General features: G+C 70.3%; 9 protein-coding genes and 1 pseudogene. 8 read left to right on the top strand and 2 right to left on the bottom strand.

Annotated elements, in window-relative coordinates:
• From VN520_RS18730 to VN520_RS18720, 3 genes and pseudogenes are all read left to right on the top strand, one after another.
• Positions 1-475: pseudogene (locus VN520_RS18730) on the top strand (rRNA cytosine-C5-methyltransferase); the annotation flags it as partial.
• A 162-nt stretch (positions 476-637) separates the two neighbouring features.
• On the top strand, positions 638-1321 hold the full coding sequence (gene rpe / locus VN520_RS18725) for a ribulose-phosphate 3-epimerase (protein ID WP_325748067.1): 684 nt from the start codon (positions 638-640) through the stop codon (positions 1319-1321).
• 139 nt (positions 1322-1460) lie between these two features.
• A complete protein-coding gene (locus tag VN520_RS18720; protein WP_325748069.1) occupies positions 1461-2447 on the top strand; it encodes a sugar-binding transcriptional regulator in 987 nt (328 codons plus the stop codon).
• A 73-nt stretch (positions 2448-2520) separates the two neighbouring features.
• Here VN520_RS18720 and VN520_RS18715 read toward each other — a convergent pair whose 3' ends face one another.
• Positions 2521-3573, bottom strand: a complete 1053-nt coding sequence (locus tag VN520_RS18715; RefSeq protein WP_325748066.1) for a terpene synthase family protein — start codon at positions 3571-3573, stop codon at positions 2521-2523.
• 292 nt (positions 3574-3865) lie between these two features.
• Here VN520_RS18715 and VN520_RS18710 point away from each other — a divergent pair, with 292 nt between their 5' ends.
• The 5 genes from VN520_RS18710 to VN520_RS18690 all read left to right on the top strand — a co-directional run bounded on the left by VN520_RS18710 (position 3866) and on the right by VN520_RS18690 (position 10350).
• Positions 3866-5332 carry a GuaB1 family IMP dehydrogenase-related protein gene (locus VN520_RS18710; protein WP_325748065.1) on the top strand — a complete coding sequence of 489 codons (1467 nt, stop codon included), beginning with the start codon at positions 3866-3868 and terminating at the stop codon, positions 5330-5332.
• A gap of 202 nt (positions 5333-5534) precedes the next feature.
• Entirely contained in the window at positions 5535-6995 is a 1461-nt protein-coding gene (locus VN520_RS18705; protein ID WP_325748064.1) for an aldehyde dehydrogenase family protein, read from the top strand.
• A 111-nt stretch (positions 6996-7106) separates the two neighbouring features.
• Positions 7107-7562, top strand: coding sequence for an Lrp/AsnC family transcriptional regulator (locus tag VN520_RS18700; protein WP_325748068.1), 456 nt, complete (start codon positions 7107-7109; stop codon positions 7560-7562).
• 255 nt (positions 7563-7817) lie between these two features.
• Complete coding sequence (locus VN520_RS18695) at positions 7818-8645, top strand: carbon-nitrogen hydrolase family protein (RefSeq protein WP_325748063.1); 828 nt, start codon at positions 7818-7820, stop codon at positions 8643-8645.
• A gap of 13 nt (positions 8646-8658) precedes the next feature.
• Positions 8659-10350, top strand: coding sequence for an NAD(P)/FAD-dependent oxidoreductase (locus tag VN520_RS18690; protein ID WP_325748062.1), 1692 nt, complete (start codon positions 8659-8661; stop codon positions 10348-10350).
• Between the two features lie 355 nt (positions 10351-10705).
• Here VN520_RS18690 and VN520_RS18685 read toward each other — a convergent pair.
• The coding region (locus tag VN520_RS18685) for a uracil-xanthine permease family protein (protein ID WP_325748061.1) at positions 10706-11999 on the bottom strand (1294 nt) is incomplete at its 5' end.

Here is an 11999-nt window from a genome sequence, read left to right as displayed (position 1 = left end):
CCGGCTCGTCGAGCGCTCGCTGGCCGGCAACCCGGGGCCGTACCAGGTGATCACCGCCGACGGCACCCGGCCGCCGTGGCGGCCCGGCTCCTTCGACCGGGTCCTCATGGACGTGCCCTGCTCCGGCCTCGGCGCGCTGCGCCGGCGGCCCGAATCCCGCTGGCGGCGTCGCGCGGAGGACCTGGAGAGCTTCGCCCCCCTGCAACGCGGCCTGCTGCGCGAGGCGTTGAAGGCCGTACGGATCGGCGGGGTCGTCGGTTACGCGACCTGTTCGCCGCATCTCGCGGAGACCAGGACGGTCGTCGAGGACGTGCTCAAGGGGCGCGGCGGCGCACCGGCCGAGGCGGAGTGGATCGACGCCCGTCCGCTGCTCCCGGGCGTGCCCGCGCTGGGTGAGGGGCCCGACGTCCAGCTGTGGCCGCACCTGCACGGCACGGACGCGATGTATCTCGCCCTGCTGCGCCGCACGGGCTGACCCGGCGGTGCCGGAACCCGCGCGGCGGACGCCGGAGCGGACGGCGGCCGCGACGGCGAAACGGCCGGCCGCCCGGCGGTGCGGGGCGAACCGTAATGATCCCGTGAGGCTTTGAGGCGCACCGGGGCGGGGAAGTGGCGCGGAGCATGGCAGGCTTGGGGCATGGCCCAGATCAACCCCAGCATCCTGTCCGCCGACTTCGCCCGTCTCGCCGAGGAGGCGAAGGCCGTGGAAGGCGCCGACTGGCTCCATGTCGATGTCATGGACAACCATTTCGTGCCCAACCTGACCCTCGGCGTGCCCGTGGTGGAGGCGCTGAGCAAGGCCGCGGACACCCCGCTGGACTGTCATCTCATGATCGAGGACGCGGACCGCTGGGCGCCGCAGTACGTCGAGGCCGGTGCGGGCTCGGTCACCTTCCACGCGGAGGCCGCGGCCGCGCCCGTGAGGCTGGCCCGGGAGATCAGGGCGAAGGGTGCCCGTGCCTCCATGGCGCTCAAGCCCGCCACGCCCGTCGAGCCGTACGAGGACCTGCTCCCCGAGCTCGACATGCTGCTGATCATGACGGTCGAGCCGGGCTTCGGGGGCCAGGCCTTCCTGGACATCATGCTGCCGAAGATCCGCCGTACCCGGGAGCTGATCTCGAAGCACGGCCTCGAACTGTGGCTCCAGGTCGACGGCGGGGTCTCGGCCACCACCATCGAGCGGTGCGCCGAGGCCGGCGCGGACGTGTTCGTCGCCGGCTCGGCGGTCTACGGAGCCGAGGACCCGGCCGAGGCGGTGCGGGCGCTGCGCGCACAGGCGGACACGGCCACGGCTTCCGCGTCCTGGGCATGCGGCCACTGAACCAAGCTCAGATGAACGGGGCCCGACGGGCCTGATCAAGGATCGCCGCATCTGACAGGATGAACGGTGTATCGGGCGTGTGAACAGCAGTGAGGAGATCGCGGTGTCTGGCATCTCGGCGGGTCGGTCAGCCATGCGGATGGGACCCGCGGAGCTGGTGCAGGCGGCGGCCATGGCTCGCCGGTTCTATCTGGAGGGCAAGTCGAAGATCCAGATCGCCGAGGAGTTCGGCGTCAGCCGCTTCAAGGTGGCCCGGGTCCTGGAGACGGCCCTGGAGCGTGATCTCGTACGGATCGAGATCCGGGTACCGGCGGAGCTGGACGCGGAGCGCTCCGACGCGCTCCGGGCACGCTACGGCCTGCGGCACGCTGTCGTGGTCGAGTCCCCGGCGGAGGAGCAGGACGATGCCGCCGATCCGGAGAATCTGGGTGAGGTGGCGGCCGATCTGCTCGGTGAGCTGGTCAACGAGGGCGATGTGCTGGGGCTGGCCTGGGGCCGCTCCACCATCCACATGGCGGCGGCTCTCGACCGGCTGCCCCCGTGCACGGTCGTGCAGCTGACCGGCGTCTACGACGCGGGTACGGCCGAGCGCGGCTCGGTCGAGGCGGTCCGGCGCGCCGCACAGGTGTCCGGCGGTGAGGCGCACCCCATCTACGCGCCGATGCTTCTGCCGGACCCGGCGACAGCGGCCGCGCTGCGGCACCAGACGGGTATCGCCCGTGCTTTCGAGTACTTCGACAAGGTGACGGTCGCCGCGGTCTCCATCGGATCCTGGGAGCCGGGCATCTCCACCGTCCACGACATGCTCTCGGACGAGGAGCGGGGCCACTACGCCTCGCTCGGTGTGGCGGCGGAGATGTCCGCCCATCTCTTCGACGCGGACGGGCGCCGGGTCGGCCGGGACCTCGGTGAGCGCTGCATCACCGTGGAGGCGGACCGGCTGCGCCGGATCCCCGAGGTGGTGGCCATCGCCGGAGGACAGCGCAAGGCGGCGGCGATCGGCGCGGTGCTGCGCTCGGGGCTGGTGACCAGCCTGGTCACGGACACGGCTGCGGCCGACTACCTCCTGACGGAGTCCGCCGCCGGTCAGCGGCCCGCGCTGGAGCGGGCCGACCCGGACGACTGACCGCGGTCACGCCCCCCTGGCCATGACGGAGGCCGGGCACCCGCGTGGTGCCCGGCCTCCGCCGTGACCGGGTTCAGCGGTTGTCGCCCGCCCCCAGCGGCGCGTGGTCGGCGCTCACGCCGAGGACGGACTCCTCCAGATACGCCCCGGGCTCCGCGTACTGGCTGACATCCGCCGGGGCGTAGCGGGGGGTCTGCCGCGACCAGTCCAGATTCCCGCGCATCCAGCTCCGCATCCCGTCGAGGTAGGGCACGAGCAGGCCCGCCAGTTCCGGATGCATATCGAGCAGCTCGCTCTCGGCGGCGAGGAAACGTTGCGTCTCAGCGGCGATCTCCGTGCACACGTGTTCGAGCGCTTGGCGCTTCCCGTAGCCGCGGTGGTGGCGGACCAGGTGGACGAGGTTGTGGATCTCGCCCAGGACCTGTTCCTTCTCGTAGGAGTAGACGTCGTTCGCCCAGCACACGACGTTGCAGGAGGCTTCCAGGGCCGTGATGAACCGGGCGTCGTTGTGGATCGATTCGGGCGCCCCGATGCCGACGACGATCTCGATCAGGTCCATGCACACGTGGATCGCCCCGGTGTGCCGGCGCTTGGCGATGTACACGGCCTCCGACGGCACGACACCACCGGCGCGGTTTCCCGCCTCCCAGGTGGTGGCGGTCGTCAGATACATCATGAGGTGCCAGGTGAAGCGGGCGCGCCAGTGGGGCGCGGCCTGCGGAACTGTACGTTCCCACAGGTCCGCCAGGGCGACGAGCGCGGCAGGGGCCTCCTCGCCCGGCAGGGGGCCGGGAGTCCTGCCCTCGACCACGGCACGCATCCGCTCCACCACGTCGCGCACACGGTCGGGGCTGCGGCCGAGGTGGCCGTCGTCCAGCTGGTCGTCGACGAGGAAGAGCCAGACGAACCAGTCGGCGACCAGGTCGAGGTGCTCGCTGTCCGCCGTCGGGTAGACCATGCCCACGAAGGCGCCGAAGTCGGCCTGCTCGAAGCGCAGCCTGGCCGATTCCCGGTGCACCAGACCGGTGCGCCGCGTCCAGGCGTCGAGGTGCTCACGGGTGTGATTCACATGCGGATTGCTCCGCTGGGGGAACGGGCAGTAGATGTAAGGCAGTTCGCTTTCCACAGGCGGGTCCCCATCCTTCCGGCCGAACGCGTGACAGGTGTTCCGGGCTCATGGCGGCACTGCGCCCACCGTAAGGACCTGCGGTTCGGAAGCTACCTGACACGCTGTCACCTGGTCCAGGGATCCTGATCACGAAGGTGCGATTCCTGTTCGGGTAGGGTCCACGGGTAAGGCAGGCTTCCACTTGCCCGGCCCCCGGACAGCCCTCTTGGAGGAACTGACGAACACGGGGGTTTATTGCTGTGTCTTCGTGGAAACGACCTGCACTGTTTCGTATGAAAAAATGGGTGTTATGCGTTTTCTTGAACCCGGCACCGGCCGTCACACGGCCTCTCCCTCGGTCCCCTACGACCTCACGTACGACGATGTCTTCATGGTCCCGGGCCGCTCCGCGGTCGGGTCCCGGCAGGCCGTGGATCTCTCCTCGCCGGACGGCAGCGGCACCACGATCCCGCTCGTCGTCGCGAACATGACCGCCATCGCGGGCCGCCGGATGGCTGAGACCATCGCCCGCCGCGGTGGCCTGGTGGTGATCCCCCAGGACATCCCGATCGAGGTCGTCACCGAGGTCGTCGGCTGGGTCAAGAAGCGTCACCTCGTACTCGACACACCGATCGTGCTGGCCCCCGGCCAGACCGTCGGCGACGCGCTGTCCCTCCTGCACAAGCGGGCCCACGGCGCGGGCGTCGTCGTCGACGCCGGGGACCGGCCGGTCGGTGTCGTCACCGAACACGACCTGACCGGCGTGGACCGTTTCACCCAGCTGTCCGAGGTCATGTCCAAGGACCTGATGGTGCTCGACGCGGACATCGACCCGCGCGTGGCCTTCACCAGGCTCGACGGGGCCAACCGCAAGCTCGCTCCGGCGGTCGACGCGGACGGCCGGCTCGTCGGCATCCTCACCCGCAAGGCCGCGCTGCGGGCGACGCTCTACACCCCCGCGACGGACGCGGACGGCAGGCTGCGGATCGCGGCGGCCGTCGGTATCAACGGCGACGTCGCGGGCAAGGCCGAGCAGCTTCTCGGCGCCGGTGTCGACACCCTCGTGGTGGACACCGCGCACGGCCACCAGGAATCCATGATCAGTGCGGTCACCGCCGTCCGGGCGCTCGGCCCGGGCGTACCGGTCGTCGCGGGCAACGTCGTGTCGGCCGATGGCGTGCGCGACCTGATCGAGGCGGGCGCCGACATCGTCAAGGTCGGTGTGGGGCCCGGCGCGATGTGCACCACCCGGATGATGACCGGAGTCGGCCGGCCGCAGTTCTCCGCCGTACTGGAGTGCGCCGCCGAGGCGAAGAAGCACGGCAAGCACGTCTGGGCCGACGGCGGTGTCCGGCACCCGCGTGACGTGGCGATGGCGCTCGCCGCCGGTGCCTCCAACGTCATGATCGGCTCCTGGTTCGCCGGTACGTACGAGTCGCCCGGCGACCTCCAGCAGTCCGCCGACGGGCGGTACTACAAGGAGTCGTTCGGCATGGCCTCGGCGCGCGCGGTCAAGAACCGCACCTCGGAGGAGTCCGCCTACGACCGGGCCCGCAAGGCGCTGTTCGAGGAAGGCATCTCCACCTCGCGGATGTTCCTCGACCCCGCCCGCCCCGGTGTGGAGGACCTGGTCGACTCGATCATCGCCGGTGTCCGCTCCTCCTGCACCTACGCGGGGGCGTCCTCGCTCGAGGAGTTCGCCGAGAAGGCGATCGTGGGCGTGCAGAGCGCCGCCGGTTACGCGGAGGGCAAGCCCCTCCACGCCAGCTGGAGCTGATACCGCGGGGCCGGCGGCCCCACGGCACGGGTGCCCCTCCCCGGTGTCCGCACCGGGGAGGGGCGCTTTTCTGCGTGCGCCCGGGACCATGTGCGACGGATCGTTCTCACCTGAGGCGCAGCAGTCTTTCCCTCCAACATGGTTGAAGGATAAGTAATATGAGCCGCAATCGGCTGTCCGTCCCTCTGCGGTAAGGGATTTCATGACTTCCTTCTTCACCGACCTGGCCCAGCAGTACATCGACGGCGAGTGGAGGCCGGGGAAGGGATCCTGGGACATCATCGACTTCAACCCGTACAGCGGGGAGAAGCTCGCCTCGATCACCGTCGCGACGGCCCTTGAGGTCGACCAGGCCTACCGGGCCGCCGAACGGGCCCAGCCGGAGTGGGCGGACACGACTCCGTACGCCAGGCGGACCGTGCTGGAGAAGGCACTGCGCGTCGTCGAGGAGCGTGAAGCCGAGATCGCCGAGGCGATCGTCACGGAGCTCGGCGGCACCCGGCTGAAGGCGGGCTTCGAGCTGCACCTCGCCAAGGAATTCCTGCGCGAGGCGGGCCGGCTCACCCTGGGGCCCAGCGGACAGATCCTCCCCTCGCCGACCGAGGGCAAGGAGAACCGCGTCCACCGGCTCCCCGTCGGCGTCGTCGGGGTCATCAGTCCCTTCAACTTCCCCTTCCTGCTGTCGCTCAAGTCGGTCGCGCCCGCGCTGGCCCTCGGCAACGCCGTGGTCCTGAAGCCGCACCAGAGCACCCCGGTCTGCGGCGGCACGCTGATCGCCAAGGTCTTCGAAGAGGCGGGGCTGCCCGCCGGGCTGCTGAACGTCGTGGTCACCGACATCGCCGAGATCGGTGACAGCCTGCTGGAGCACCCCGTCCCGCAGGTCATCTCCTTCACCGGTTCGGACAGGATCGGCCGCCACGTCGCGACGGTCTGCGCGGCCCGACTCAAGCGCACGGTGCTCGAACTGGGCGGCAACAGCGCGCTGATCGTCCTGGACGACGCCGATGTGGACTACGCCGTCGACGCGGCCGTCTTCAGCCGGTACATCCACCAGGGCCAGGTCTGCATGGCGGCCAACCGCATCCTGGTGGACCGCTCGGTGGAGCGGGAGTTCACCGAGAAGTTCGTCGCCAAGGTCGCCTCCCTGCGCGTCGGCGACCCGGCGGACCCCGCGACCCACATCGGCCCGCTGATCAGCTCCTCACAGGCCGACGCGGTGGCGAAGCTCGTCGACGAGACCGTCGCAGCCGGCGCCACCGCACTGCTGCACGGACGGGCCGAAGGAAACATGGTGAGCCCTTCCGTGCTGACCGGTCTCGCCGACGATTCACCTGTCCTGCGACAGGAGATATTCGGGCCGGTCGCCCTGCTCCTCCCCTTCGACGGTGAGGACGAGGCCGTACGGATCGCCAACGACACCCCCTACGGGCTGAGCGGCGCGGTCCACACCGGGAACATCGAGCGTGGCGTACGGGTGGGGCAGCGGATCCGCACCGGCATGATCCACATCAACGACGGTACGGTCCACGACGAGCCCATCGTCCCGTTCGGCGGGGAGGGGAACTCAGGCCTGGGGCGGCTGAACGGCGAGTCGATGCTCGAGGCGTTCACCACGCAGAAGTGGATCTCGGTCCAGCACGGCCGCTCGCAGTTCCCCTTCTGACCAGCTGTTTCCTGCGTCGAGGGCGCCCTGCCGGGGGCGCCCATGGTCTACTTCGAGGGCGGCCCGTGCCGCTCCCGAATCCGCATGCCGCAGAAAAGTGACCCGCCCGAAGTGCGCCTCAACGACCTCGACGAACGCATCGTCCACGCCCTCGCCGAAGACGCCCGTCGTTCCTACGCGGACATCGGCGCCCTGATCGGCCTCTCCGCGCCCGCGGTGAAACGCCGTGTGGACCGGCTGCGCGCCGAGGGGGCGATCACGGGCTTCACCGTGCGGGTCGACCCGGCGGCACTCGGCTGGGAGACCGAGGGGTTCATCGAGATCTACTGCAGCCGCAACACCGCGCCCGACGCCATCAAACGGGGCCTGTCCGCCTATCCGGAGGTCGCGTCGGCGTCCACGGTGACGGGCGAGGCCGACGCGATCGTGCAGGTCTTCGCCGCCGACATGCGGCATTTCGAACAGGTGCTGGAACGGATCGCCGGCGAGCCGTACGTCGAGCGGACCAAGTCGGTCCTCGTCCTCTCCCCCCTGCTGCGCCGGTACTCGGCGGGCCCGCCGGCCTGAGCGCCGGCGGACATCCGCCCCGCGCCGGCGGACGTCCCGCAGGCCAGGCTCCCGGGCCGGGCGGGTGAGCGCCGGGGAGACCGAAATCACTCGTCTGACCTGCGAAGACACCTCACGCAACAAATCGCCGACGAAGCGGCTCAGCGCGCAACGGATCAACGGTGAACGCGCAACAATCGCACCTTGTCGGCCGTGATCTCCGCCCCGTACCTTCAATACGTCTCCCCGCCCCGCCCGCCCCGCCCGAGGTCAGCCATGCCGCCGTTGCGTACCGCCCTGCTCCAGAGCTCCGGACGGGCCGGCTCCGTCGACGACAACCTCGCCATGCTCGACGACGCCGCCGCGCGGGCCGCTGCCGCAGGTGCCCGGCTACTCGTCTGTCCGGAAATGTTCCTCACCGGGTACGCTATTGGTGACGCAGTCGCCGAGCTGGCAGAGCCTGCGGACGGGCCCGCCGCGCAGACGGTCGCCGGCATCTGCGTACGCCACGGCCTCGCCGTCCACTACGGCTACCCGGAGCGGGCCGGCGGGGCGGTCTTCAACGCGGCGCAGCTCATCGGCCCTGACGGTGCGCCACTCGCCAATTACCGCAAGACCCATCTCTTCGGCAGTTTCGAGGAGGAGTGGTTCACCCCCGGTGAAACGCCCGTGGTGCAGGCCGAGCTGGACGGCGTACGGATCGGGCTGCTGATCTGCTACGACGTCGAGTTCCCGGAGAACGTACGCGCGCACGCCTTGGCGGGGACCGAGCTGCTGCTGGTCCCGACCGCGCTGATGCATCCCTTCCCGTTCGTCGCCGAAGCCGTCGTGCCGGTGCGCGCCTTCGAAAGCCAGCTCTACATCGCCTACGTCAACAGGGCAGGCAAGGAGGGTGAGTTCGACTTCACCGGACTGAGCTGCCTGGCCGGTCCCGACGGCACGGTCCGCGCCCGCGCCGGCCGCGGCGAGGAGCTGCTCGTCGCCGATGCCGACCCCGGGCTGCTCTCCCGGTCACGCGCCGCCAACCCGTACCTCCGGGACCGCGTCCCCGGCCTGTACGGCTCCCTGGTCCGTCCCCGTCCCCGCCCCGCGCTTCCCCGCTAGGAGTCCGTACCCCATGACGTCCACGGTGCCCAACGCCGTCCAGCACACCGAGGCGCAGCCGCCGATCACCATGTTCGGTCCGGACTTCCCCTACGCCTACGACGACTACCTCGCCCACCCGGCGGGCATCGGGCAGATACCGGCCACCGAGCACGGCACCGAGGTCGCCGTCATCGGCGGAGGGCTCTCCGGCATCGTCGCCGCGTACGAACTCATGAAGATGGGGCTGAAGCCCGTCGTCTACGAGGCGGACCGGATCGGCGGCCGGCTGCGCACCGTCGGCTTCGACGGCTGCGATCCCTCACTGACCGCCGAGATGGGCGCCATGCGCTTCCCGCCCTCGTCCACGGCGCTCCAGCACTACATCGACCTGGTGGGCCTGGAGACCAAGCCGTTTCCCAACCCCCTGTCCCCGGCCACCCCGTCGACCGTCGTCGACCTCAAGGGCGAGTCCCACTACGCGCGGACGATCGACGACCTGCCGCAGGTGTACCGCGAGGTCATGGCCGCCTGGAACTCCTGCCTGGAGGAGGGCGCCGACTTCTCCGACATGAACCGTGCGATGCGCGAGCGCGACGTACCGCGCATCCGGGAGATCTGGGCGAAGCTCGTCGAGAAGCTCGACGACCAGACCTTCTACGGCTTCCTCTGCGGCTCCGACGCCTTCGCCTCCTTCCGGCACCGCGAGATCTTCGGGCAGGTCGGCTTCGGCACGGGCGGCTGGGACACCGACTTCCCCAACTCGATCCTGGAGATCCTCCGCGTCGTCTACACCGAGGCCGACGACCACCACCGGGGGATCGTCGGCGGCAGCCAGCAGCTGCCGCTGCGGCTGTGGGACCGTGAACCGCAGAAGATCGTGCACTGGCCGCTCGGCACGTCGCTGTCCTCCCTGCACGACGGGCAGCCCCGTACCGCAGTGACCCGGCTCGACCGCACCGCCGGGAACCGGATCACGGTCACCGACGCCACCGGCGACATCCGCACCTACCGGGCAGCGGTCTTCACCGGTCAGTCCTGGCTGCTGCTCTCCAAGATCGCCTGCGACGACACGCTCTTCCCGATCGACCACTGGACGGCGATGGAGCGTACCCACTACATGGAGTCGTCCAAGCTGTTCGTGCCCGTCGACCGGCCGTTCTGGCTGGACGAGGACGGGACCACCGGCCGGGACACGATGTCCATGACGCTCACGGACCGGATGACCCGGGGGACGTACCTCCTGGACGACGGGCCCGGCAGGCCGGCCGTCATGTGCCTCTCCTACACCTGGTGCGACGACAGCTTGAAATGGCTGCCGCTCTCCCCGAACGAGCGTATGGACGTCATGCTCAAGTCGCTCGGCGAGATCTATCCGGGCGTCGACATCCGCAAGCACATCATCGGCAACCCGGTCACGGTCTCCTGGGAGAACGAGCCGTACTTCATGGGCGCCTTCAAGGCCAACCTGCCCGGCCACTACCGTTACCAGCGACGCCTGTTCACCCACTTCATGCAGGACCGGCTGCCCGCCGACAAGCGCGGCCTGTTCCTGGCAGGCGACGACATCTCGTGGACGGCGGGATGGGCCGAGGGAGCCGTGCAGACCGCGCTGAACGCCGTATGGGGTGTGATGGCGCAGTTCGGCGGGGCGACCGACCCGACGAACCCCGGTCCGGGCGACGTCTTCGACGAGATCGCACCGGTCGAGCTCCCGGAGGGCTGAGGGCGGGGGCACGGGACGGCCGTGCCGGCCGCCGTCAGGCACCGCTCGGCGAACCGCACGCCCGGTGCGGCGACGGCCTCCCGGTCCGGGGACGCTCCGTCCGCGATGTGCTGGGAGGGTCTCCGCGACCGCCGGACAGACCTGGTGGAAGACCGCGGGCCGTCCTCGGGCGGCCGGCCGGAGGGGAAAGTCCGCATCCGCTCGATCACCGCGCCGGCAGCGCCGGCCGGACGTGCGAACTGCTCGCCCCGGTCCGTACCCGCAGCGTCCCGGTCAGGGACCCCCCACGGCACCGACGGGCCCGGGACGTCACCGGGACGGACGGACACCGGGCGCCGGACGGTTCCCGGGCCGGTCAGGACGTCCCGGCCGGCGGCTTCTCGTCGTACTGGGACGTACCCGAGTCCAGCAAGGGCTCCTGGGTCTTCAGATGGGCCGGGGCGAACGCCCGCAGCGCGTGGTAGCCGGTGATCACGACGAGCGTACCGAGGGCGATCCCGCTCAGCTCGAAGTTGTCGGTGATCTTCAGGCTGACGCCGCCGACGCCGATGATGATGCCCGCGGCGGCCGGCACGAGGTTGAGGGGATTACGCAGGTCGACCTCGGCATTGAGCCAGATCTGGGCGCCGAGCAGGCCGATCATGCCGTACAGGATGACGGTGATGCCGCCGAGCACGCCGCCGGGGATGGCGGCGACGACCGCACCGAATTTGGGGCAGAGGCCGAAGAGCAGGGCGAAGCAGGCCGCGGCCCAGTAGGCGGCGGTTGAGTAGACCCGGGTCGCCGCCATCACCCCGATGTTCTCGCTGTAGGTGGTGTTGGGCGGGCCGCCGACGGCCGTGGACAGCATCGAGGCGGCGCCGTCCGCGGCGATGGCGGTGCCCAGCTTGTCGTCGAGCGAGTCGCCGGTCATCTCGCCCACGGCCTTCACGTGCCCGGCGTTCTCGGCGATCAGGGCGATGACGACCGGCAGTGCGACCAGGATCGCGGACCATTCGAAGGCCGGCGCGTGGAAGGACGGCAGCCCGATCCAGTCCGCGTCCGCCACGGCCGACAGGTCCAGCCGCCAGTGGTCGACGGCCTCCGCGCCGCCGGCCGGGGAGTGGATCTTCCCGAGGACCAGGTCGAGCGCCCACGACAGGACGTAGCCGAAGACGAGCCCGAGGAAGATCGCGATACGGGAGAAGAAGCCGCGCAGGCAGACCACGGCCAAGCCGGTGAACAGCATCACCAGCAGGGCGGTCCACTGGTCCTGGGGCCAGTACGTCGAGGCGGTGACAGGCGCCAGATTGAAGCCGATCAGCATCACGACGGCCCCGGTCACCACGGGCGGCATCGCCGCGTGGATGATCCGCGCGCCGAACCGCTGCACCACGAGCCCCACCAGGAACAGCACGGCACCGACCACCAGCACCGCGCCGGTGACCGTGGCACTGGTGCCGCCGCCGGCCCGGATCGTGGCGGCCACCCCCACGAAGGAGAGCGAACACCCCAGGTAGCTGGGAACCCTGCCCTTCGTCGCCAGCAGGAAGATGGCGGTGGCGACACCGGACATCATGATCGCGAGGTTCGGGTCGAGACCCATCAGGACGGGCGCGACGAAGGACGCGCCGAACATGGCGACCACGTGCTGGGCGCCCAGGCCGAAC

This window comes from Streptomyces sp., assembly GCF_035563135.1.
In the GTDB taxonomy this organism is placed as follows: Bacteria; Actinomycetota; Actinomycetes; order Streptomycetales; family Streptomycetaceae; genus Streptomyces.
The sequence above is the reverse complement of the archived record's forward strand: the minus strand, read 5'-3'. Positions and strand labels throughout refer to the sequence as shown.

Bases quoted from the DNA above. Each gene is read 5' to 3' on its own strand.
- VN520_RS18690 (WP_325748062.1), top strand. From the start codon at position 8,659: ATGACGTCCACGGTGCCCAACGCCGTCCAGCACACCGAGGCGCAGCCG.
- VN520_RS18695 (WP_325748063.1), top strand. From the start codon at position 7,818: ATGCCGCCGTTGCGTACCGCCCTGCTCCAGAGCTCCGGACGGGCCGGC.
- VN520_RS18710 (WP_325748065.1), top strand. From the start codon at position 3,866: ATGCGTTTTCTTGAACCCGGCACCGGCCGTCACACGGCCTCTCCCTCG.
- VN520_RS18705 (WP_325748064.1), top strand. From the start codon at position 5,535: ATGACTTCCTTCTTCACCGACCTGGCCCAGCAGTACATCGACGGCGAG.
- VN520_RS18720 (WP_325748069.1), top strand. From the start codon at position 1,461: ATGGGACCCGCGGAGCTGGTGCAGGCGGCGGCCATGGCTCGCCGGTTC.
- rpe (WP_325748067.1), top strand. From the start codon at position 638: ATGGCCCAGATCAACCCCAGCATCCTGTCCGCCGACTTCGCCCGTCTC.